Annotated in this window: 24 protein-coding genes, 1 tRNA gene and 1 pseudogene; 14 read left to right on the plus strand and 12 right to left on the minus strand. The window is 67.1% G+C overall.

From position 1 onward, the window contains the following. Window positions 1–35 precede the first annotated feature (35 nt). The gene (locus tag GOALK_RS10195; protein ID WP_006358728.1) at window positions 36–515 is read left to right on the plus strand and encodes an acyl-CoA thioesterase; all 480 of its coding nucleotides are present in this window, start codon (window positions 36–38) and stop codon (window positions 513–515) included. Here the strand turns inward: GOALK_RS10195 and GOALK_RS10200 are convergent. Beyond that, window positions 489–1,739: a hypothetical protein gene (locus GOALK_RS10200; RefSeq protein WP_006358729.1), complete on the minus strand. Its 1,251-nt coding sequence runs from the start codon at window positions 1,737–1,739 to the stop codon at window positions 489–491. The two genes, GOALK_RS10195 and GOALK_RS10200, sit on opposite strands and share 27 nt — an antisense overlap. Window positions 1,740–1,886: 147 nt before the next feature. Here GOALK_RS10200 and GOALK_RS10205 point away from each other — a divergent pair, with 147 nt between their 5' ends. The 4 genes from GOALK_RS10205 (at window position 1,887) to GOALK_RS10220 (ending at window position 5,808) form a co-directional block, all read left to right on the plus strand. Further along, entirely contained in the window at window positions 1,887–2,984 is a 1,098-nt protein-coding gene (locus tag GOALK_RS10205) for a magnesium transporter CorA family protein (protein ID WP_006358730.1), read from the plus strand. Window positions 2,985–2,991: 7 nt separating this feature from the next. Beyond that, the gene (locus GOALK_RS10210) at window positions 2,992–3,906 is read left to right on the plus strand and encodes an ABC transporter ATP-binding protein (RefSeq protein WP_006358731.1); all 915 of its coding nucleotides are present in this window, start codon (window positions 2,992–2,994) and stop codon (window positions 3,904–3,906) included. Beyond that, the gene (locus GOALK_RS10215) at window positions 3,903–4,703 is read left to right on the plus strand and encodes an ABC transporter permease subunit (protein WP_006358732.1); all 801 of its coding nucleotides are present in this window, start codon (window positions 3,903–3,905) and stop codon (window positions 4,701–4,703) included. Before GOALK_RS10210 ends, GOALK_RS10215 begins: the two co-directional genes overlap by 4 nt. Window positions 4,704–4,824: 121 nt before the next feature. After that, a complete protein-coding gene (locus GOALK_RS10220; protein ID WP_006358733.1) occupies window positions 4,825–5,808 on the plus strand; it encodes an alpha/beta hydrolase in 984 nt (327 codons plus the stop codon). Window position 5,809: 1 nt separating this feature from the next. Here the strand turns inward: GOALK_RS10220 and GOALK_RS10225 are convergent, their stop codons facing one another. Continuing rightward, a complete protein-coding gene (locus GOALK_RS10225; RefSeq protein WP_006358734.1) occupies window positions 5,810–6,484 on the minus strand; it encodes a winged helix-turn-helix transcriptional regulator in 675 nt (224 codons plus the stop codon). Between the two features lie 176 nt (window positions 6,485–6,660). On the opposite strand from GOALK_RS10225, the gene GOALK_RS10230 reads away from it, so the two are divergent. Further along, the gene (locus tag GOALK_RS10230; RefSeq protein WP_006358735.1) at window positions 6,661–7,476 is read left to right on the plus strand and encodes a class I SAM-dependent methyltransferase; all 816 of its coding nucleotides are present in this window, start codon (window positions 6,661–6,663) and stop codon (window positions 7,474–7,476) included. A gap of 100 nt (window positions 7,477–7,576) precedes the next feature. Here the strand turns inward: GOALK_RS10230 and GOALK_RS10235 are convergent, their stop codons facing one another. The 5 genes from GOALK_RS10235 to GOALK_RS23725 all read right to left on the minus strand — a co-directional run bounded on the left by GOALK_RS10235 (window position 7,577) and on the right by GOALK_RS23725 (window position 10,921). Continuing rightward, window positions 7,577–8,806, minus strand: a complete 1,230-nt coding sequence (locus GOALK_RS10235; protein ID WP_006358736.1) for a multidrug effflux MFS transporter — start codon at window positions 8,804–8,806, stop codon at window positions 7,577–7,579. A gap of 13 nt (window positions 8,807–8,819) precedes the next feature. Continuing rightward, window positions 8,820–9,758 (minus strand): exodeoxyribonuclease III, encoded by a 939-nt coding sequence (locus GOALK_RS10240; protein WP_006358737.1) that lies wholly within the window; start codon window positions 9,756–9,758, stop codon window positions 8,820–8,822. After that, window positions 9,751–10,524, minus strand: a complete 774-nt coding sequence (locus tag GOALK_RS10245) for an SGNH/GDSL hydrolase family protein (protein WP_040004113.1) — start codon at window positions 10,522–10,524, stop codon at window positions 9,751–9,753. The genes GOALK_RS10240 and GOALK_RS10245 overlap by 8 nt, the downstream gene beginning before the upstream one ends. A gap of 74 nt (window positions 10,525–10,598) precedes the next feature. Continuing rightward, a tRNA-Ser gene (locus GOALK_RS10250) sits at window positions 10,599–10,686 on the minus strand. Between the two features lie 85 nt (window positions 10,687–10,771). Further along, window positions 10,772–10,921 carry a hypothetical protein gene (locus tag GOALK_RS23725; protein WP_006358739.1) on the minus strand — a complete coding sequence of 50 codons (150 nt, stop codon included), beginning with the start codon at window positions 10,919–10,921 and terminating at the stop codon, window positions 10,772–10,774. A gap of 100 nt (window positions 10,922–11,021) precedes the next feature. Here GOALK_RS23725 and GOALK_RS10255 point away from each other — a divergent pair, with 100 nt between their 5' ends. Then, on the plus strand, window positions 11,022–11,990 hold the full coding sequence (locus GOALK_RS10255; protein ID WP_006358740.1) for an NAD(P)H-quinone oxidoreductase: 969 nt from the start codon (window positions 11,022–11,024) through the stop codon (window positions 11,988–11,990). Between the two features lies 1 nt (window position 11,991). Here the strand turns inward: GOALK_RS10255 and GOALK_RS10260 are convergent, their stop codons facing one another. Then, a complete protein-coding gene (locus tag GOALK_RS10260) occupies window positions 11,992–12,492 on the minus strand; it encodes a MarR family winged helix-turn-helix transcriptional regulator (RefSeq protein WP_006358741.1) in 501 nt (166 codons plus the stop codon). A gap of 75 nt (window positions 12,493–12,567) precedes the next feature. Beyond that, window positions 12,568–13,764, minus strand: a complete 1,197-nt coding sequence (locus tag GOALK_RS10265) for a cysteine desulfurase-like protein (RefSeq protein ID WP_040004132.1) — start codon at window positions 13,762–13,764, stop codon at window positions 12,568–12,570. A 117-nt stretch (window positions 13,765–13,881) separates the two neighbouring features. Between GOALK_RS10265 and GOALK_RS10270 the strand changes: the two genes are divergently transcribed. The 4 genes from GOALK_RS10270 to glfT1 are packed head-to-tail and all read left to right on the plus strand — an operon-like array spanning window position 13,882 to window position 17,092. Then, on the plus strand, window positions 13,882–14,439 hold the full coding sequence (locus tag GOALK_RS10270) for a bacterial proteasome activator family protein (RefSeq protein ID WP_006358743.1): 558 nt from the start codon (window positions 13,882–13,884) through the stop codon (window positions 14,437–14,439). A gap of 27 nt (window positions 14,440–14,466) precedes the next feature. After that, window positions 14,467–15,330 carry a galactan export ABC transporter permease subunit Wzm/RfbD gene (gene wzm, locus GOALK_RS10275; protein WP_006358744.1) on the plus strand — a complete coding sequence of 288 codons (864 nt, stop codon included), beginning with the start codon at window positions 14,467–14,469 and terminating at the stop codon, window positions 15,328–15,330. 11 nt (window positions 15,331–15,341) lie between these two features. Further along, window positions 15,342–16,178, plus strand: a complete 837-nt coding sequence (gene wzt, locus GOALK_RS10280; RefSeq protein WP_006358745.1) for a galactan export ABC transporter ATP-binding subunit Wzt/RfbE — start codon at window positions 15,342–15,344, stop codon at window positions 16,176–16,178. Next, on the plus strand, window positions 16,175–17,092 hold the full coding sequence (gene glfT1, locus GOALK_RS10285) for a galactofuranosyltransferase GlfT1 (protein ID WP_006358746.1): 918 nt from the start codon (window positions 16,175–16,177) through the stop codon (window positions 17,090–17,092). Before wzt ends, glfT1 begins: the two co-directional genes overlap by 4 nt. Window positions 17,093–17,153: 61 nt before the next feature. Here glfT1 and GOALK_RS10290 read toward each other — a convergent pair whose 3' ends face one another. Both GOALK_RS10290 and GOALK_RS10295 read right to left on the minus strand, forming a co-directional pair. Next, entirely contained in the window at window positions 17,154–18,557 is a 1,404-nt protein-coding gene (locus GOALK_RS10290; RefSeq protein WP_006358747.1) for a DHA2 family efflux MFS transporter permease subunit, read from the minus strand. Beyond that, a pseudogene (locus tag GOALK_RS10295) lies at window positions 18,554–19,382 on the minus strand (acyl-CoA thioesterase). The gene GOALK_RS10290 and the pseudogene GOALK_RS10295 overlap by 4 nt, the downstream one beginning before the upstream one ends. Window positions 19,383–19,436: 54 nt before the next feature. On the opposite strand from GOALK_RS10295, the gene GOALK_RS10300 reads away from it, so the two are divergent. Together GOALK_RS10300 and GOALK_RS10305 are read left to right on the plus strand one after the other, a co-directional pair. Next, the gene (locus tag GOALK_RS10300; protein ID WP_006358750.1) at window positions 19,437–19,913 is read left to right on the plus strand and encodes a winged helix-turn-helix transcriptional regulator; all 477 of its coding nucleotides are present in this window, start codon (window positions 19,437–19,439) and stop codon (window positions 19,911–19,913) included. A 93-nt stretch (window positions 19,914–20,006) separates the two neighbouring features. After that, a complete protein-coding gene (locus tag GOALK_RS10305; RefSeq protein ID WP_006358751.1) occupies window positions 20,007–20,885 on the plus strand; it encodes a TIGR03619 family F420-dependent LLM class oxidoreductase in 879 nt (292 codons plus the stop codon). A 61-nt stretch (window positions 20,886–20,946) separates the two neighbouring features. On the opposite strand, the gene GOALK_RS10310 is transcribed toward GOALK_RS10305, so the two are convergent. Next, on the minus strand, window positions 20,947–21,300 hold the full coding sequence (locus tag GOALK_RS10310; protein WP_006358752.1) for a nuclear transport factor 2 family protein: 354 nt from the start codon (window positions 21,298–21,300) through the stop codon (window positions 20,947–20,949). 118 nt (window positions 21,301–21,418) lie between these two features. Here GOALK_RS10310 and GOALK_RS10315 point away from each other — a divergent pair, with 118 nt between their 5' ends. Next, complete coding sequence (locus GOALK_RS10315; RefSeq protein ID WP_040004133.1) at window positions 21,419–22,204, plus strand: helix-turn-helix domain-containing protein; 786 nt, start codon at window positions 21,419–21,421, stop codon at window positions 22,202–22,204. The last annotated feature ends 7 nt before the right edge of the window (window positions 22,205–22,211 follow it).

Below are 22,211 nucleotides of genomic sequence, written 5' to 3' on the forward strand. Positions count from 1 at the left end.
CGCCACACAATCTCTGTCCCCGAGCGAAAGTCACGATGAACGCAGCGAAGACCGGTCTCGAGGACGGCGGGCTCGACGACTCCGCGTACGCGTTCGTCGCGGAGGTCGGGGTCCGGTGGTCGGACATGGATGCCTTCGGGCACGTCAACCACGCGCGCATGGTCACCCTCATGGAGGAGGCGCGCATCGCCTGGCTCCTGAGCGCCGGCGAGGAGTACACCCCGCTGATCACCAGCGCGATGATCGTCCACGTCGACATCCGGTACCAGGCCCAACTCAGACACGACGACTCGCCACTGCGAATCGGCATGTGGATCAAGAACTTCCGGTCGGTCGACTTCACCATCGGCTACGAGATCCGCGGTGCACATGCCGACCCGGTGAGCCGCCCGGCGTGTGTGGCGAGCACCCAGATGGCCGTCGTCGACGTGGAGAAACACACTCTCCGGCGTCTCAGCCCCGGCGAGAAGGACTACCTCAAGGCCTGGTCACGACGGCTCGTAGCGAGCCGGTAGCTCCCGCGGTACGGCCGGTGATATCCGGGCGATGTTGCCCTGCAACACATCCCGGTAGATCCGAAGCTGCTCTTCGCCGCTGCGCACCTGCTCGGTGAGACGCATGGTGTTGTCGACCGAGATCTCCCGATCTCCCGAACGCGCGATCAGCGCGTCGATGCGGTCGTCCAACGTCATCGCCTTGTTGTATTCGGCGAGCACCTGGAGTTCGACGGCGGCCGACTCGACGACGTGCGCGACCTCGCCGAGTGCCTGGACGCGATCGATGAGTTCACTCCACACCGGGCGGAGCGTCGTCTCTCGCTGGTCTATCTGGGCCGCGAAGGTGCGGTCGAATCCGCCGTTGCGCTTCGCGCGGTCGAGGTCGATGCGAACAGCTCGCAGGCCGATCACGTCGGCGGCGATCTCGGCCAGCTCGGCGTGGAGGTTGACCTGGGTGCGCTGCACTTCGAAGTGGTCCGAACGCCACGCGGGGTTGCCGACGATGCGGTCGTAATAGTGGCCCGCGATGAACAGCAGTGTCTCGTAACCGTCGACGAAGGTCGCCGATCGCGGGGCGCCGGCCTGTGCCGCGTCGCGGCTGGTGGTCAGGAGCTGATCGGCCCACTGCCCGGCCTGCGGGTTGCCCGACTTCGCGGCGACCTGTCCGACGACGCCGGCGATGCGGTCGATGGCCGCCGTGCCCGCGCGTCGGACATAGCCCGAGGAGTTGACGTTGGGGGTCGGCGTGCACAGCAGGCCGGAGAAGAGCCGCTCGCGTTCCTCGATCTCGAGGTAGATGTTCTCGCGACGCTCGCGACGGATCGCGCGCGTTCCCGAGGCGAGGACGCCCTTGGCGGTCACGATGTGCTTCCGGGCGTCGTCGCGGCGACGTTGGAGACCGTTCAGCCGGTTGCGCATGACGGCGCCGACGACGCTCGGGACGACCGGGTTGGACAGCTGGTGTTCGAGCTGGACGATCGCGCGCTGCAGGCGGCGCAGGTCGCCGAACCCGGCGGGGACCGTCGGCATCGGGCGGCCGGTGGAGATCCTGCGCACCACGATCGCGCGGCCCCCGGGAGTCAGGTAACCGGCCGCGACGAGCAGCGCGGCAGTGTCGGACAGTTCGCGACGCTCACCCGGCAGTGCCGACCGGTCGCACCACTCGCGGATCTGCTCGCTGCTGCGCGCAGGCATCCGCCCCGACCCTCTCGAGCCCTGCCCTTCCGAGCCCTTGTCGACCATGCCACTGCCGCCTTACCTGGGAGATCGATGCGCCCCCGTTTCCGCAAACACCGATTTCGATGCTACCCGCGGTTTCCGACACGCCGGGGTGACCGCGATCTCCTCACCCGGGCTCGCCCGAGGCGTTCGTGCTGTCACGATGTGGGCATGACCGATTCCGCCGAGGCCGGTACCGAACGGCACGCGAACGAGCGGGTACGCGGCCAGCTCTGGCGCGAAGGCGAAGCCGTGGACGGCTTCGACATCGACGCGATCTCGGACTGCCTCGACACCGACGATCCCGACACCCTCATCTGGGCCGACCTCGAATGCCCCACCCACGAGACCCTGTCGAGGGTCGCCGCCGAGCTCGACCTCGATCCCTTCGCGGTCGAGGACACCGTCGCGGCGGCCGAACGCGTGAAGACGGTCATGTACTCCGGCCACACGTTCGTCATGGTCTACGCGATCGCCCTGCACGACGGCGCCGCCGGTGAGACCACGTCCGACGACGTCGCGGAGAACGCGTCGGGGACCGACTTCCGGGCGTCGTCGGACGGGCGCGCCCGCATGTTCGACCTGCACCGGATCTCGATCTTCGTCAAACGGAACGTTCTGATCACTGTGCGCCCGACCCCGGACTTCGACATGGACGAGGTGGTCCGGCGCTGGTCGGAGAGCGGCGCGACGCAACACGGCATGGGCGCGCTCGTCCACGGCCTGCTCGACGTCGTGGTCGACGGACATTTCGACGCGGTCCAGCGACTCGACGACGAGATCGAGGACCTCGAGGCACTGCTCTTCGACGAACGGGTCCCGGGCCGGGAACTCCAGCGCCGCACCTACGATCTGCGCAAGGACCTGGTCGTGCTGCGGCGGGTGGTCCTGCCGATGCGTGAGGTGATCGCCGGCATCCAGCGGCGCCGTCTCGAGAACCACGCGCCGCCCGAACTCGATCCCCACTTCTCGGATCTGTACGACCACGCCCTCCGCGCGTCCGAGTGGACGGAGTCGTTGCGGGACATGATCACGACCGTCTTCGAGACGAACCTGACGCTCGCCGACGCGCGGCTGAACACGGTGATGAAGAAGCTGACGGCCTGGGCCGCGATCATCGCGATTCCGACGGCCATCACCGGTTTCTACGGACAGAATGTGCCGTATCCGGGGTATCTCGCCACCTCCGGCTTCATCATGAGCATCTCTCTGATAGTTGTAATCGTGCTCGGCCTCTACATCACCTTCCGACGCCGCGATTGGTTGTGACCCGACGTTGAACTCCCCCGCCATCACGATCGATGGATTGACCAAGCGCTTCGGTGCGGTCACCGCGGTCGACGACTTGTCCTTCACGGTCGCGCCGGGGCGCGTGACGGGTTTCCTCGGACCGAATGGTTCGGGCAAGACGACCACCCTGCGAATGCTGCTGGGGCTCGTCGAGCCGACGGCGGGACGAGCACTCATCGGTGACCGCCCGTACCTGCAGATCCGGCGACCGGCGCAGGAGGTCGGGGCTGCACTCGAGGCGTCGAGCTTCCATCCGGGCCGCACCGGTCTCGGACATCTGACGACGCTGGCCCCGCAGGTCGGGGTCTCGAAGGCGCGTTGTCGCGAGATGCTGGACTTCGTCGGGCTCACCGCGGCCGCGGACCGGCGGGTCGGCGGCTACTCGATGGGCATGCGCCAGCGACTCGGGCTGGCCACCGCACTTCTCGGCGACCCGGGGGTCATCCTGCTCGACGAACCGGCTAACGGTCTCGATCCCCAGGGCATCGTCTGGTTGCGCGGACTCCTTCGATCGCTGGCCCACGAGGGGCGCACGGTGCTCTTGTCGAGTCACGTTCTGGCAGAGGTACGCAGCACCGTCGACGACGTGGTGGTCATCAGCAACGGTCGACTCGTCCGCGCGTCCACCCTGACCGAGTTCGAGGACCTCGCGGTTCACGCGGTCGGGGTCCGCACGCCGAGCCCCGCGTCGTTTGTGGCCCTGGCGCGCGAACGCCACTGGCGAATCGAGGACGCCCCCGGGGGGTTCCGCATCCACGGCGTCGACACCGCGACCGTCGGCTCCGCGGCATTCGGCGCCGGGATCGAGTTGCACGAACTCACCGACGCCGGAGCCGATCTCGAGACCGTCTTCCTGCAACTTACCGGTTCGGCCACGCCGTCGATGGGAGCTGAGCGATGAAGGCGGCGCTGGTCGCGGAATACCGCAAGTTCGTCTCCACCAGGATGTGGTGGGTGCTGCTCATCGCGATGGTCGGATACCTGGCGTTCATCGGTGCCGTCCTTGCCTTTTCGATGACCGCTGACGATGCGATGAATCAGCCGGTGCTGCTCTCGGGTGGCGACCTCGCGCGGTCGATCTACGCACTGACCTCACCGATCGGATATGTCTTCGCGCTGGTGATCGGCAGCTTGGCGGTGACCGGCGAGTTCCGGCACAAGACCATCACCGCCAGCCTCCTGGTGGAACCGCGACGCGGAATCCTGTTGGTGGCCAAGTTGGTCGCGGGTATTCCGATCGGCGCGCTGTACGGCATCCTCGGCACGCTCGCGGTGGTGGCGACCGCCGCGCCGGTCCTCGCGCTCCTCGGGGACGGCGCCTTCCTCGGCGACACGTCGACCATCGAGGTCATCGTCCTGTCGATGCTCGTGATGGTGTTGTGGACGGCGCTGGGCGTCGCCTTCGGGGCGGTGGTCTCAAATCAGGTCGCCTCGATCGTCATCCTGCTGGCGTTCACCCAGCTCGTCGAACCGATCGCCCGGATCGCGCTGGCCTCCTTCGACGCCACCACGTCGGTGTCGAAGTTCCTGCCCGGGTCGGCGGCCGACGCCCTGGTCGGCACGAGCTTCTACGCCAGCATGGGTGAGGGCGCCGGGGATCTGCTCCCGCAGTGGGCCGGTGCTCTCGTGATGCTGGTGTACATCGCCGCGTTCGCGGTGATCGGGCGGTACACCACGCTGCGACGCGACATCGCTTAGCTCCCGCATCAACGGGGCGTATGCCGAGCCCGTCGTTGCAATCCGGTCACAACACCTGTCCCATCCGTCACATCTGCCCCATACTCGACGGGTTACTCGACCCACGACGAGGGGATGCCGCATGCGACGACACCGAACGCTGACCGGGGCACTGGTGGCGGTCGGGGTGTCACTCGTCGCGCTGACACTCACCCCGGGAGTCCCGTCCGCTGTCGCCGACCAGGACACCGCCCGCATCGTCTCGACCACCGCCTTCGACGGACGCGAGCGCCTCAAGATCTGGTCGCCGTCGATGGGTCGCGAGATCACCGTCGACGTCCAGCATCCGGCCGGGGACACCAAGCGACCGACGCTGTACATGCTCGACGGCGCCGAAGCACACGACGAGGAGTCCGGCTGGTACGCGATGACGAACCTGCAGCAGCTGGCCGCGGGCGAGAAGCTCAACGTCGTGACGCCGGTCGGCGATCCGCACAGCTACTACACCGATTGGCGCGCAGTCGATCCCGGCGTCGGCAAGAAGTACATGTACGAGACGTTCCTGACCGAGGAACTGCCCCCGCTGATCGACGAGGAGTTCGGCGGCAACGGTCGCAACGCCATCGCCGGGGCGTCTATGGGCGGGGTCGCGGCCCTGACCCTCGCCACCCGACGCCCCGCGCTGTACCGCGGGGTGGCCGGGTACAGCGACTGCGCCAACATCTCGAGCCCCCAGAACCAGCTGCTCACCCGATGGGACGTGAGCCGCGGCGGCGGCAACGCGAACAACATGTGGGGCCCGATGGGCGACCCAGAGTGGAGCGCCCACGATCCCTACGTGAACGCGGAGGAGCTGCGCGGCAAGACCATCTACATGTCGTCGGGAAACGGCCTCCCCGGGAAGTACAACAACCTGCTCTCCGACCCGATCGACGAGACCTTCCAGGGCATGATCGGCGAGTTCGGCAGCTGGACCTGCACCGGACAGATGAGCAACCGCTTGAAGCAACTCGGCATCCCCTACACCTCCAACCTGCGACCCAGCGGCACCCACAAGTGGGGCTACTGGAAGGACGAACTGGCTGTGTCCTGGCCGATCCTGATGCGCTCGATCGGACTGCGCTGATTCACGCGGGACGCGGGATGGCCGCCGAGAGGCTCTGCCCGATCCACGACGGGATCTCGCGGGCGATCTCCGCCGGGGCGTGGACCTCGGCTCGATCGGCGCTGAGCGCGTACCGCCAGTCGATGTCGCCGCGCCAGATCTCGGTCAGGGTTCTCAAATCGGTCACGATGGTGGCGTCGACCTCGTAACCGGGATCGAAATCGCACACCTGCGCGTCGTCGCCCGACACGACGAGCCACCAGGTTCCCGACCTACCGATGACATCGCGAAACCTGAACTGCACCATGGTCCGTCGCCGTGGCCATCGTTCGACGGCGATGGTGCGGCGCATGTCCCACATCAGCAGGTGAGGGTCGAGGTCGGCGTCTCCGAGTTCTCCGACCCAGCGAATCCCCCACTGGCTCAACGCCTCCACCACAGTGGTCAGCTCCTGGCCCATGTCGGTCAGTGAGTACACCGAACGACCACCGATGTCCGAACGCCGAATGACCCCGGCTCGTTCCAAACTGCGGAGCCGCTTGGTGAGCAGCGCCGGCGACATCTTCGGTACGCCGCGTCGTAGTTCGTTGAAATGACGGCTGCCCAAGAGCATTTCGCGGACGATCAGGATCGTCCAGCGTTCATCCAGGAGCTCCATGGCCTTGGCGACCGGGCAGAACTGTCCATACGACGTCATCGCATCCTCCCTTGCGTCGTTGAATCCCAGTACACACCCGCGGCACGTCGATGACCAGTACAGAATGTGAACCGGTTCCGGTACAGATGTTGGTCTGGAGGGATGCGCCGTGGACGGTGGATGCTCGAGAGGTCCGCCAGATGAACACGACTCCAACGAGCACGAGGATTCCCATCATGACCACGATCCACCCCACCCCGTTCGACGCCGAGATCAAGGCCAAGCACCGCAAGCTCTGGGCAGCGGGCGACTATCCCGCCGTCGCCGATCTGATCGCCCCGCTGGGCAGGCGCCTCGTCGACGCGCTGTACATCCGGTCCGGCGACAAGGTTCTCGACGTCGCCGCCGGCGCCGGCAACGTCGCGGTGCCGGCAGCTCGGGCCGGTGGGCACGTCGTCGCCACCGACCTCACCCCCGAGCTGCTGGAGACCGGCGAGGCGCGGCACAAGGATCTCGGCATCACCTGGCGCACCGCCGATGCCGAGGACCTCCCGTTCGACGATGACGACTTCGACATCGCGACCTCCTGCGTCGGCGTCATGTTCGCACCCAACCACCAGCGGTGCGCCGACGAACTCGTCCGCGTCGTTCGACCCGGCGGCAGGATCGGCCTGATCAACTGGACGCCAACGGGTTTCATCGGCGAACTGTTCGGCGTCATGAAGCCGTATGCACCGCCGCCACCTCCCGGAGCACAGCCCGGACCGCTGTGGGGCAGCACCGACCATGTGCGATCGCTGTTCGACGGCCGCGTGACCGATCACCGGTTCACCACCACGACGGTGGAGATCGACAAGTTCCCCGACGGCGCCGCGTTCCGGGACTTCTTCAAGGCCCACTACGGCCCGACGATCGTGACCTTCCGCAACATCGCCGACGACCCGACCCGCGTCGCCGAACTCGACTCCGCCATCGCCGAGCTAGCCGACCGGCACATCACCGACGGCCGCATGGAGTGGGAGTACCTGCAGGCTGTGCTCACCGTCGTGTGAGCCCCGTCCCCGCCGCGTGGCACAATCGCGACTTCCCCTCAGATGCGCCACTTCCGGCTGGCGCTTCTGGCCGGAACCAGCGATTGTGCCCGGGCGCGGGTCACGCGTGCGCGAACGCCGCCTCCGATTCCGGGTTGCGCGCGACGTAGCGCCGGCCGATAGCGAAGCAGACCGCGGTGAGGATCGACGAGACGATCATGATGCAGGCCATCGGTACGGCGGTGTCGTCGCCGGCGAGGCCGCCCAGCGGGGACAACGCGCCACCCACGAGGAACATGATCCCGCCGAGCATGGCACTGCCGGCGCCCGCGGCGTCGTGGGTGTGCTCCATGGCCAGGGCGGCCGCGTTGCCGAAGATGAAGCCGATGGCCGTGGCGAGGAGAAACAGCGGGACAACCAGCAGGACCGGCACCGACGACACCGCCGCGCCGAGCACCCCGCACGCGGCGAGGATCAACACGGGAAGACTGCGCTTGATGGTCGTCGCGGGATGGACCTGCCGACGCGCCAACCTCGACGAGATCAGTCCTCCACCCATCATCCCCAGCGCGTTGACCGCAAAGGCGCAGCCGTACACCAGCTCCGACGTTCCGATGACGTTCTGGTACACGAATGACGAGCTCGAGATGTAGGCCATCAGCGCGCCGAACGCGAAGGCCTGCGTCAGTACGTAGGCCATGAACGCCGGGCGCTTCAGCCGACCGAGTAGGTCCCCGAACCGAAGTCGCGGTGCACGACGCTCCTGCGGCAGGGTCTCCGGCACCGAGGTCACCGCACCGATCAGCTGCAATACGGCCGTAGCCAGGATCACCGCGAGGATGCCGCGCCACGGAACATGTCCTGCGAGAACACCTCCCACGAGCGGTGCGATGACCGGTGCGAGACTCTGGATACTCATCATCAGCGTCATCGACCGGGCGCCGGCGAATCCGCGGAGGAGATCGGCGATGACGGCGCGGGCGATGACCATGCCGGACGCCGCCGCGAGCGCCTGCACGAACCGGGCGCCGATCAGCACCTCGATGTTCGGTGCCGCGACCACCACCACACCGGCGATGACTGCGCCGGCAGAGCCGATGATCAGCGGGAGACGCCGACCGAACCGGTCCGAGATCGGACCCCAGATGACCTGGCCGACACCCACACCGATCAGGAACGCGGTCAGCGTCAACTGCACGTGCGTGGCGTCCGTGTGCAGAGCGTCCTGGACGTCGATGAACGAGGGCAGGTACAGATCGGTCGCGATCGGTGCGGTCGCCGACAGGAGCGCCAGAGTGAACAGGAGGCGCGCACCCAGGCCGTCGCGGGTGGTCGGAGCAGAGCTTGTCACCGGCGGGAGATCATCAGCCCAGCTGAGTACCTGCGGGTCGCGGACCGTCTGACGACCCCTTCTCCCCGTCGTTGACCTCGGCGTATTCGACGACGAGGGGCGCGTGGTCGGAGAGCCGGACATCCGGCGTCGGTTCCTTGTCGACCTCGACCCACCGCGCCCGACGCGCGAGCCCGGGTGTCGCGAGATGGTGGTCGATGCGCCACCCGACGTCCTTGACGAAGGACTCCCCCGCCCAGCTCCACCAGGTGAGCGGGCCCGGCCGGTCGCCGTGCAACGCACGCACCACGTCGACGAGCCGGCGCGACCCGGTGATCTCACCGAACCACTCTCGTTCCTCGGGCAGGAAGCCCTCCATCTTGCGGGCCGCACGCCAGTTGGTGACGTCGTGTTCGAGGTGGGCGACGTTGAGGTCGCCGAGAAGAAGGAACTCCCGCCCGGCGCGGCGTGCCGCGAGCCGGCTGCGCTGCAGTTCGCGGGCGAACGCCGCCAAGAACCGTTGTTTGCGTGCATGTTTGGTGCCGCCATCGGGCTTCTCCCGCATCGAACCGGGCCGCTGCAACTCCGCGGGCAGACCGCCCTTGGGTAGGTAGATGTTCGCGACGGTGAGGGGCCGGTCGGCCAGATCGACCTCGACATACCGCCCTTCGAGCGCGAAAGCGTTCAGCCCGAGCGCCTTCGGTGGATGCGTCAGCCAGGTACGCACTGCGGCGGGCGCGGTGCGGGTCAGGATCGCCACGCCGTTTCGTCCCGGGATCGTGCCGACGTCGACTGCCGCGGTGTAACCGGCGAACTCACCGACATCGTCGATGCCGCACCGCAACTCCTGCAGGCCCACGACATCGGGATCGCGCTGTGCCAGCCAGACGTCGAAGCCGCGCCGACGCGCCGCCCGAATCCCGTTGACGTTGAACGACGCGACGGTGAATCCGGCTCCCTCGACCTCAGACATCCCGAACGACGATCGAGGTGAGTGACGGCCGCTTGGGCTCGCGGCCGTCGCCGAGGGAGACCCCGCGGAGCTTGCGTATGAGCCACGGCGTGAAGAACTCGACCGCCCACCGGGTGTCGCGAACGAGGGCGGCCACCGGATGCGAAACCGGTGCGGGTGGCAGCGGATTGCCCCAGTCGTCGGTCGCGTCGGGGAGACCGAGGGCATGCGCGGCAGCGTCGGCAAACCTCTCATGCCCGAACGGCGAGGCGTGCAGGCGGTCCGACGACCACGATCGCGGGTCCGTCAACACCGGTGCGGCGTGGAGGTCGACGAGGATAAAACCGTAGGTCGCGGCGAACTCGCGATTCATCGCGTTCAGCTCCAGCAACCGGTGCTCTTTTCGGGCGGCGAACGGGATGGTGCGGACGATGTTCGGGAAGGTCGAGACGATCACCGTGACATCCGAATCGGCGAGTCGCCGATAGATCGCATCGAGGTCGGCGCGCACCTGGGTGAGGTCAGAGCGGCCGATCACGTCGTTCATACCGAGCGGTGCGGCGACGAGATCCGGTTCGAGAGCGAGCGCCGGTTCGAGCTGATCCTCGAGAACCTGCCGCGTCCGCTTCCCACGGATCGCAAGGTTGGCGTACTGCAGATCCGGGTTGAGTACCGCCATCCGCTCGGCGAGGCGATCGGCCCACCCGCGGAATTCGTACTCCGGGTGCGGGTCTCCCAGACCCTCCGTCTGACTGTCACCGATGGCGACGAACCTCGAGAACTGCACGGCGAAGATCTTAGGACGCCGCGTGCCGTGTCGTGCCTCACGTACAGATTCGCGAAGGCGCCACACGGCGATCCTGGCGGAAGCGGAGGGATTTGAACCCCCGGTGGTTTTACCCACGCTCGCTTTCAAGGCGAGTGCATTCGGCCGCTCTGCCACGCTTCCCTGACCAGCAAGAGTACGTCAAACACGGACATCGGCCGTCAGCACCCCATTGCGCCGCGCTGATCTGGTGGTAGGCGGCTCCGAGTCAGTCCTCCTCGGCTTCGCGCTCCCGCCGCGCCGCTTCGATCACCTCGGGTGGAGCCGGCTTCCGCAGCCAGGCCTGCATGCGCAGCAACCCGCCTGCGATCGTGCCGATGGCAACCACGGTGATGATGATCCAGAACAGAGTGGACATGAGCCCATTGTCCGCCCACCGAGGTCGGGCGGACACCGGTTCGGCCCGGGACGTCGCGGGACACCGTGGTTCTGGTGCCCCATGTGGAACCATCGACAGGGTGAAAGCCATCGTCGTCGAATCCGAGAACCTGTCCGTGCAGGACGTGCCCGACCCGTCGCCGGCTGCCGGTGAGGTGGTGATCGACGTGGTCGCGGCCGGTGTCAACCGTGCCGACATCCTCCAGCGAGCCGGGAACTACCCGCCGCCGCCCGGTGCCTCGGAGACGCTCGGTCTCGAGGTGTCCGGCCGGATCTCCGCGCTCGGTGACCAGGTGTCCGGTTGGGCGGTGGGCGACGAGGTGTGCGCACTCCTGGCCGGCGGCGGCTACGCGGAGAAGGTCGCGGTTCCCGCCGAGCAGGTCATGCAGGTCCCGCGTGGCGTCGACCTGGTGTCGGCGGCCGCGCTCCCCGAGGTCGCGTGCACCGTGTCGTCGAACGTCTTCGACACCGCGCACCTGAGCACGGGCGAGCTGCTTCTCATCCACGGCGGATCGAGCGGCATCGGCACCCATGCGACACAACTCGCGCATGCGATGGGCGCCCGGGTCGCGGTCACCGCCCGCACCCAGGCCAAGCTCGACCGGTGCCGCGAATACGGCGCCGAGATCCTGATCGACTACACGCGAGACGATTTCGCCCAGATCCTCAAGGACAACGGCGGCGCCGACGTGATCCTCGACATCATCGGCGCCAAGTACCTGTCGTCGAACATCAAGGCGTTGAGCACCGACGGACGTCTGGTGATCATCGGGATGCAGGGCGGCACGAAAGCCGAACTCCCGATCGGCCTGCTGCTGGCCAAGCGGCTGTCGGTGATGGGCACGACGCTGCGCGCCCGTCCCGTTCACGGGCCGGGCGGCAAGGCCGAGGTGGTCGCGGCGACCATGGCCCGCACGTGGCCGTTGATCGAAGCCGGGAAGGTCGAGCCGGTCGTCGACCGCACTTTCCCCCTGGCCGACGCCGCCGCGGCGCACGACCACCTCAACAGCGGTGACGCCATCGGAAAGGTCCTGCTGACGCTGGAGTAGGTCAGCGAGCGGGGGCCGACTCCTCGTCGGCGGCGGCGACCGCCTCCTTGATCTTGCGGAACGCGATCCCGAGACAGGCGAACTCATCCGGGCTCATCGCGTCGACGACGAACCTCCGGATGACCCGGTCGCGGAGATGGACGTGGGTGGCAAGAGTCTCGCGGCCCTGATCGGTGAGGTGAACAAGTCGATGGCGCCCGTCCGCCTTCGACTCGAGTCGTTCGACGTCGCCGACCTCGCTGAGTCGCGCGATCATGCGCGACACGGTGCTGACGCGCATGTGCACGGTGTCGGCCACCTCGCTGACACCCAGCTTCGGCGATTGCGAGATCGCCTCGAGGATGCGCAGGTCCGACAGCGACAGGCCGCGCCTTACGAACTCGTCGTTGACGCGCGCGAACAACGCCCATCCACCGTCGACGAGGTAGAACCAACTCTCGGCCTCGGCAGAGGTGAGTGACCGCGGAGGACCTGATGCTCGATCATCCTTGTTTCCCGACACAACAGGACAACATACATTGTTGTTAATTCGGGACGCGCAATAGTGAATACCGTGCGGGGTTGCGCTGTCCTCTGTTCAGGCGAGTGAACCCAGGGTTCGGACCAGGTGGTCCACCTCGTACGGCGTCGAATACGGTGCGAGACCCACGGTGACGGCACCCCCGAACTCGGGTGCGCCCATCCGCACCAGCGCTCGGTGAGGGACGTCGGCAAGCGCACACACCCCGTTGTCGGCGAGGCGACGCACCACCTTGTCGGCGCTCACCCCGTCAACGGTGAAGCTCACCAGCGGCACCCGGTTCTCCTCGGTGCCGACCACATTGACGTGATTGAGCTGGGTCAGCGTCGTGACCAGGTAATAGGTCAGCCGCTGCAGGTACTCGTAGACGCCGTCGAGGGAGGTGATCAGACGGCGCCGGCGTTTTCCGATGCCATCCTCGTCCAGTCCCGCGATGTGTTCGACCGAGGCCACCAGTCCGGCGAGCATCGACCCCTGGTGGGGTTCCGGTTCGAGTCGTGCCGGCCCCTTGGCGCCCGGGTCCATCGACATCAGTCGTAACCGGTCGATGACCTGGGGTTCGCGAAACACCATCGCCGACATCCGCGGGCCGCCCCAGCGGTCGGCGGAGACCACCAGGACGTCGGCCCCGAGCTCGTGGATGTCCAGCGACAGGTACGGCGCGGCATTGGTGGCGTCGACGACGAACAGCGCGCCCGCCTCGCGGACCAGCGGCGTGATCTCGCCGATGTCGGTGATGGCACCCGTCGTCGACGAGGCGAGGGTCACGGCGACGACCTCGGTCTCCGGAGTGATGAGATCACCGAACTGCCATGCGGGCAGCGCCCCGCTCTCGACGTCGACCTCGGCCCACCTGATCCGACCGGCGTACCGCTCAGCGGCTCGGACCCACGGAACGATGTTCGGCTCGTCGTCCTGCCGGGTCACCACCACATCGCCGCGCAGGAACGCGTGCGGGGAGAGCGCCTCGGCCAGGCAGGCCAGCAGCGAGTAGCGCGACGGACCGAGGACCACGCCCGCGGCGTCGCCGCCCACGAGATCGGCGATCGCGCGTCGAGCGCTGTCGGTGACATCCGCGGAGGCGCGGGCCGACGGGTACACGCCACCGGGAGCCGCCGCCAGATGACGGAAGCTGGTGGTCACCGCCGTGGCGACCGAATCCGGAACCTGCATACCCGCCTGAGGGTCGAGGTGAATCCAGCCGTCGCCGAGCGATGGAATCAATCCACGCACATAGGCGACGTCGAAAGCCATGGCACGAGGATAGACGCCCTTACTCGCGCCGTTCACCGCCTCTCTGGTGAGTGCCGGTACCCGAACGATCCGCGCCCGGCGAGGTCTCGGTCGATCTGGATGGGCACAATGGGAGCCATGGCAATCGATGGCACTCCAGGACCCGGTTCGACGCCCGGCAGCCCCTTCGGCGCCGGCGACTCCGAGAACGTGATCGTGGTGGGCGCGGGCGTGGACGGCCCGAAATCCGGCGACGAGTCGTCGGAGTCGACGAGCGTCGCCGACATGGTCGAGCAGCCCGCCAAGGTCATGCGGATCGGCACGATGATCAAGCAGCTGCTCGAGGAGGTGCGGGCCGCACCTCTCGACGAAGCCTCGCGCAACCGGTTACGCGAGATCCACGAGTCGTCGATCCGCGAACTCGAGGAGGGCCTCGCGCCCGAGCTGCGCGAAGAGCTCGAGCGCCTCGCACTGCCGTTCTCCGACGATCAGACTCCGTCCGACGCCGAGCTGCGGATCGCGCAGGCCCAGCTCGTCGGCTGGCTGGAAGGCCTCTTCCACGGAATCCAGACGGCACTGTTCGCCCAGCAGATGGCGGCCCGCGCCCAGCTCGAACAGATGCGCCAGGGTGCACTGCCCCCGGGCATGCCCGGACCCGGCGGTGGCCCTGGCCACAGCACCGGCCAGTACCTCTGAGTCCCGGCGCGGGTACGCTGACTCCTCGTGTCAGCGGTAGTAGACGACGACGCGATACCCGCGCGTCCCGAGAGTTCTGAGTCACGCACCTTCGCGCGTGCGGTCAAGGACCTCCGCGACGGTCTCGCCAGCCGCGAGCTGTGGTTCCATCTGGGTTGGCAGGACATCAGGCAGCGGTATCGCCGGTCGGTGCTGGGCCCGCTCTGGATCACCATCGCCACCGGCGTCACCGCGACCGCGATGGGCCTGCTGTACGGCGAACTGTTCGGCATGGACATCAAGGTGTTCCTGCCGTACGTCGCGCTGGGCTTCATCTTCTGGAACTTCATCCAGACCTCGATCCTCGACGGCGCGGAGGTGTTCGCGAAGAACGAAGGCCTGATCAAACAGCTCCCGGCCCCGGTCAGCGTCCACGTCTACCGGGTCGTGTGGCGGTCGCTGATCATCTTCGCGCACAACGTGGTGATCATCGTGATCATCTTCGCGATCTTCACACCGCCGCTGAACTGGACCGTGTTCCTCATCGTCCCGGCCATCGGCCTGTACGTGCTGAACGCGGTGTGGGTGACGATCGTCTTCGGTATCCTGTCCACCCGCTTCCGCGACATCGGTCAGCTCCTGACCACCGCGGTGCAGCTGGTGTTCTTCATGACGCCGATCATCTGGACGACGTCGAGCCTGAGCAGCGCGACCGGCGAGACGTCGTCGCGGCTGAAGCTGGTCGAGCTGAACCCGATGTTCCATTACCTCGAGATCGCGCGCGGACCGCTGCTCGGCGAACCGGTGGAGTTCTACCACTGGGCCGTCGTCCTCGGATGCACCGCCGTCGGCTGGGTTCTGGGCATGCTGGTGATGCGCAACTATCGCGCCCGCGTGGCGTACTGGGTGTAGGGACTCAACTGATGGCCAGAAACAACAACCTCGAGGACAACCGGGTCCGCGTCGACACGTGGGATGCCTGCGTCGACTTCCCGATCTTCGACGCCAAGACGCGTTCGCTGAAGAAGTCCGTCATCGGCGCCGCCGGCGGTGTCATCGGATCCAACGCGTCGAACGTGGTGGTCGTCGAGGCTCTCAAGAACATCAACCTGCACCTCAAACACGGCGACCGCATCGGTCTCGTCGGCCACAACGGCGCCGGCAAGTCGACGCTGCTGCGCCTGCTGTCGGGTATCTACGAACCGACCCGCGGCGCCTGCCGGGTGCATGGTCGCGTCGCCCCGGTCTTCGATCTCGGCGTCGGCATGGACCCCGAGATCTCGGGCTACGAGAACATCATCATCCGCGGCATGTTCCTGGGCATGACCCGCAAGGAGATGCTGAAGAAGATCGACGACATCGCAGAGTTCACCGAACTCGGCGACTACCTGCAGATGCCGCTGCGCACCTACTCCACCGGTATGCGCGTCCGCATCGCACTCGGCGTCGTGACGTCGATCGACCCGGAGATCCTCATCCTCGACGAGGGCATCGGCGCGGTCGATGCCGACTTCATGAAGAAGGCGCGTGGTCGTCTGCAGGCGCTCGTCGAGCGTTCCGGAATCCTGGTCTTCGCCAGCCACTCCAACGAGTTCCTCGCCCAGCTCTGCGATCGCGCGCTGTGGATCGACAAGGGTGAGGTCCGCATGGAGGGCGGCATCGAAGAGGTCGTCGAGGCCTATGAGGGCCCGGGCGCCGCAGCCCACGTCCGCAAGGTGATCGCCCAGGTCCAGGCCGATTCGCAGAAGGCTTCCGAGTGAGCGGTTCCCGGCCGAAGAAGGTGATCGCGGTGGTGGTGACCCACCGTCGCGTCGAACTGCTCGCCGAATCCCTCGCGGTGGTGTCCGGTCAGGACCGGCCCGTCGACCACCTCATCGTCGTCGACAACGCCGACGAACCCGCGGTCGCCGAACTCGTTGCGTCTCAGCCTGTTCCCACCACGTACCTGGGGTCGCACCGCAACCTCGGCGGTGCCGGCGGTTTTGCGCTGGGCATGCTGCACGCACTCGCGCTCGGCGCCGACTGGGTCTGGTGCGCCGACGACGACGGCCGGCCCGACGGATCGTCGGTGCTCTCCACACTGCTCGACTGCGCGAAGCGTCACGACCTCGACGAGGTGTCGCCGGTGGTCGCCAACCTCGACGACCCGGACACCCTTGCCTTCCCGCTGCGACGCGGGCTCGTGTGGCGCCGCAAGCGTTCTGAGCTCTTCGCCGACGGTGAGGCCCAGTCTGACGATCTCCTGCCCGGTATCGCGTCGCTGTTCAACGGCGCGCTGTTCTCGGCGAAATGCCTCGAGCAGGTCGGCGTCCCCGATCTCCGGTTGTTCTTCCGCGGCGACGAGGTCGAGGTGCACCGCCGTCTGGTTCGCTCCGGGGTGAAGTTCGGTACCTGCCTGCGAGCCGGCTACCTGCATCCGGACGGTTCCGCGGAGTTCCGCCCGATCCTGGGTGGCCGCATGCACACCCAGTACCCGGACAACGACACCAAGCGCTATTTCACCTACCGCAACCGCGGCTACCTCATGAGCCAGCCCGGTATGCGCAAGCTGCTCCCCCAGGAGTACGCCCGCTTCGGCTGGTTCTTCCTTGTGCAGCAACGTGACCCGAAGGCGTTCGCCGAGTGGGTACGACTGCGCGGATTGGGTCGTCGGGAGCGGTTCACAAGGCCCTGAGTCGGCGCGAATTGTTGCGGCAGTCGGTCCCGTATTCCGGTACCAAGTGCCGCAACTTTTTTCAGAGCCCGGCGCGCGGGGTCATGCCGAGCGCGGCGACACCACCGACCACCCCGATTCCGGCGAGCACCCACCACGCCGAGACGAACCCGTCGTGCACGTCGTCGTAGAGAACCGCGGTGCCGACGATCGCGACGAACACGCTGACACCCAACGACATTCCGATCTGGCGGTTCATGCTGACCACCGCACTGCCGGTCGCCGCCTGATGGGCGGGTAGGTCGGCCGTCGCGGAGGACAGGATCGACGGCAGCGCGAATCCGACACCGGCACCGCCGATGAGCCAGCCGGGCAGCATCTCGGTGGCGAAGTCCGGGGTGGCGTCGACCGATGACGCGACCATCGCGATTCCGACCGCGAACAGGACACAGCCCGCGGCCACGATGACGCCCACCGGAATCCTCGCATTGAGGCGATCGGCGACCGCCGCGAAGATCGGGACCATCAGCGGTCCGGTGGACACCGCCAACCCGGTCGTGATCGCCGAGAACCCCCAGACCTGTTGTAACCACAGGATGTTGGCGAGCAGCGCGCCGGCGAACGGAATCGAGAAGAGCAGGATGGCCACGTTGGCGTAGGAGAAGGCCCGAACCCGCAACAACGCGGGGTCGATGACCGGTTCGGCGTGGCGTCGGGAACTCAGCACGAACCCGGCGAACGCCACCAGCGCAACGAGCCATGCACCGATGATGCGGGAATCCGACCAGCCCCATTCACTCCCCTGCACCAGACCCAAGGTCAGCCCACCCACGGCCACCACGAGCAGACCGGCGCCGAGAGCATCGGGAAACGCAGTCACAGAATCGTTTCGGGAGCGGACGAGAACGAGCGCACCCGCGATGAGAGCGGCGATGCCCACCGGGATGTTCACCAGGAACACCCACCGCCACGACGCCTCCACCAACACGCCTCCCACAGCGGGACCGAAAGCAGCGGCGAGCGCACCGGTGGCCGCCCAGATCTTCACACCGCGCGCACGACGCTCCGGCGGCAATGTCGACACCACCAGCCCGAGGCTTGCCGGCGTCAGGATCGCCGCACCGACGGCCTGCAGCGCACGGAATGCGACGAGCCACCAAACACCCTGTGCTGCAGCGCAGGCTGCACTGGCGACGGTGAACAGTGCGAGACCCAGAAGGAACCCACCTTTACGGCCATAGCGATCGACGATCCGGCCCGCCGGGACGAGGAGCGCCGCATAGAGAATCGCGTACGCGTTGAGGATCCACGACATCGCGGACAGGCTCGCGCCGTCGAAGTCGGCACTGATGTCGTCGAACGCGACGTTGACGATGAACACGTCCAGGCTGGCCATGAACGCGGCGCCGGACAAGATGAGCAGCCTTAGCCCAGGCCGGGCGAAAACCGTTGACGGCGAGTCTGTTTCGGCGGGTGTGGAGGTCATCGGGCCGACCACCCCACGACGCGGCGGCTCTGGCGCGCGGAAGCGAGGAGCCGCCCGTTGCGGTCACGGAGGGTCGTGTCGTCGACGGACCAGCCGCCCGACGTGGAGATGTTGCGGGTGTGCACGAGGACCGGCGCCGGTTCGGGATCGTCGAGCGCTGCGGTGATGTGCATCGAGAAGGCGACGGTGGGGATGGCCAGGGGTGCGGTCAGTGTGGGGAAGACCGCGGGCGGCAGACAATCGGCGAGCAGGCCGAGGTAGGCCGCGTCGAGCGCCATGGGGGCGCGCGTCGAGATCCACGCACGCATCCACGGGTCGTCGGCGCCGGTCAGCGGCAGCGGGCCATCGACCGGGCGAAGGTCGAGGTGACCGCCCATGGGGACGACCTCCGGCGGGATGTCGAACTGCGCGAGCCCTTCCGGACCCGGCACGGCCGCCGTGAAGTCGACGATGTCATCGGCAGCGGCGGTCGCCGACCCGCCCCGCCGTCACCGAGGCGATCGCGATCTCGGCGGTTCCCTGCGTGACGGCCACGTCGACGATCCGCGTGTGCCGGCCGACCTCACGGACCGACGGCGTCAGGATGAGTTCGCCGCCGGCCGGTTTGCCGACGAACCGCAGGTCCACCGCGCGGACCGACGCCCCCGGCACCGCATCGGCTGCGACGTGTACGGCGAGCGCGACGATCGCCCCGCCGAACGGGCCCGACCAGCCCCACCAACTCTCGTCGATGGTTGCCGCCCACCTCCCCGAACCGACCGGCAACGCCCCGAATTGTCCCGCCAGACCACCGGCAGAGTTCCACTGCCTGATGAGTTGTTTCATGCAACTCATGCAAGCAGGTTGAGTTGCTTCACGCAACCCACTATCGTCGAGGGCATGCGCCGCGCCTCTTTCACCGACATGAACTGCTCGGTCGCCCAGAGCCTGGAGATCGTCGGCGAGTGGTGGACCCTGCTCATCGTTCGCGATGCCCTGTTCGGCGTGACTCGGTTCGACGAGTTCTCGACGCGGCTCGGTATCGCCCGCAACGTCCTGACCCAGCGTCTCGACACCCTCGTCGAGCACGGCGTGATGACCAAGGAGCCCTACCAGGACAACCCGGTCCGCTACGACTACCGCCTCACCGACAAGGGGCGTGACCTGTGGACCGTCGTCACCGCGCTACGGCAATGGGGCGACAAGTGGACCACCGACGACGGCGCGCCGGTGGAGTCGACGCACACCTGCGGCGACACGATGACCGTCGAGCCGCACTGCTCGGTCTGCGGCGAGCACGTCGAACTCGCCGACCTCCGCGTTCGCCCGGGGCCGGGCGCGCGGGAGAACAACCCGCTTTCCGGGTTGCATCGATAGCTCCCAGCTGCGTCGATGGCGGACTCTTCCCGAGCAAACTAGAACGTGTTCTACTGTGGGGAGAGTTCCGTCTGGACGTCCTTGAGGAGCATGATGCGGTTCACTTTCGCCGAGGCCATGACCGACCCGTCGTACTACGCGCCGCTCGCGCAGGCCGCGGAGATGGCAGGGTACGCCGGCTTCACCATCCCCGACTCGCTCGCCTATCCCGAGGAATCGGACGCCAAATACCCGTACACCCCCGACGGCAATCGCGAGTTTCTCGACGGCAAGGCGTTCATCGAGACCTTCATCCAGGCCGCGGCACTGGGCGCGGTCACCTCGACTATCCGCTTCACCCCGTTCGTGTTGAAACTTCCCGTCCGTCCGCCGGCCCTGGTCGCCAAGCAGGCCAGTTCGGTCGCCTTCCTCACCGGTAACCGCCTCGCCCTCGGCGTCGGCACGAGCCCGTGGCCCGAGGACTACGACTTCATGGGTGTCGACTTCCGCCGCCGCGGCAAGCGGATGGACGAGTGTATGGACATCATCCGCGGCCTCACCACGGGCGAGTACTTCGAGTTCCACGGCGAGTTCTACGACATCCCGAAGATCAAGATGACGCCCGCGCCCACCGAGCCCATCCCGCTGCTCGTGGGCGGCCACGCGGACGCCGCACTCAAACGAGCGGTGATCCGTGGCGACGGCTGGATGCACGGCGGCGGCCCGCCCGAAGAGCTCGACGCACTCCTCGAGCGCATCAACGAGATCCGCAAGGCGGAGGGCAAGGCCGACGATCCGTTCGAGATTCACGTGATCTCGATGGACGCCTACACGGTCGATGGATGTAAGCGCTTGGAGGACAAGGGGATCACCGATGTGATCGTCGGGTTCCGCCTGCCCTACGTGATGGGTGAGGACACCGAACCGCTGCAGACCAAGATCGACCATCTGAACTGGTACGCCGACAACGTGATCGCGAAGGTCAACGACTGATTCGGTTGTGCAGCGGTCTCCGTGACAGTCCCCGACGTTGCGGCCGGCCCTCGACCAGCTGTCAGGCAGGCACCTTGTCGAGGAAGCCGCGAACGTCACGGATGCGCTGGTCCGCGTCGACCACCACCACGTCGAAACCGACGACGACCGGCTCCTCGCCGTCCGGGCCCAGACCCCATTGGAAACGAACCTGCTGATGGTGGGCATCGACCTCGCCCACGGAGGTGAACACGAAGCCCGGGAACTGGGCATGCACGGCCTGGATGGTCATTCCGACGGCTTCGCGGCCCTGCACCTCGGCAAGCGGGTCGACGTACGCGCAATCCTCGGACCAGTGATCGGCGAGAAGTTCGGCGCGTGCCGCCTCGTCGGTGGCGTTCCAGGTGTCGAGGTAACGGGTGACAATTTCTTTCATGGTGTCTTCCTTGTCTTTTCTCGAATGAGCTGCACCCGAAGTCTCACCGCTGGTCGACCGGCGGTCGATTACCCGCGAGGTCATGGTCGTCCTGATCCGGACTGCCTACGCTCGGGGCATGACTTCGACGGCGACAACTCCATCGGTCGGCAATGAATTGCGCCGCTGGCGCGAGCTGCGATCCCTCAGCCAGCTCGCCCTCGCCACGCAGGGGGCGGAGGTGAGCACCCGGCATCTGAGCTTCGTCGAGAACGGACGGTCCCGGCCGACACCGGAGATGATTGTCCGTCTGGCAGAGGTGATGCGGGTACCCATGGGCGAGCAGAATCGACTTCTGCTCGCCGGAGGCTACGCTCCTCGCTATCCGCACCGTGCCACCGACGACAAGGCGCTCGCGCCGGTGATGGCCGGACTGCGGCGCTTGTTGGACGCCCACGCGCCGTACCCCGCTTTGCTCCTCGATGACCATTGGGACGTCGTCGATGCCAACGAGCCCGTCGATGCGCTGGTCACCGGTTGTGATCCCGGTCTGATCGAGCCGCCGCTGAACGTGATCCGGCTCTGCTTGCACCCGCGAGGACTCGCGCCGCGCATCCGCAACCTGCCCGCTTGGCGAACACACCTGATTCACCAACTCGAGCAGCGCATCGCCCACACCGGCGGTGACCCCGACCTGGTCTCACTCCTGGAGGACGTCACCGCCTACCCCTCCGACGGAACTCCACCCGCCCGATCGCTGGTCGACCCTGTCATCCCGATGGAGATCGAGGTAGGCGACGATGTACTCCGGCTCTTCAGCGTGACCAGCCAGATCGAGAGTGCATCAGACGTCACCCTCCGTGGGCTCCATCTCGAGACTTTCGTACCCGCGGACGACACCACGCGGCAGCTGCTGAGTCGGTGACAGGAAA

The sequence above is a fragment of the Gordonia alkanivorans NBRC 16433 genome (assembly GCF_000225505.1).
Classification (GTDB): Bacteria; Actinomycetota; Actinomycetes; order Mycobacteriales; family Mycobacteriaceae; genus Gordonia; species Gordonia alkanivorans.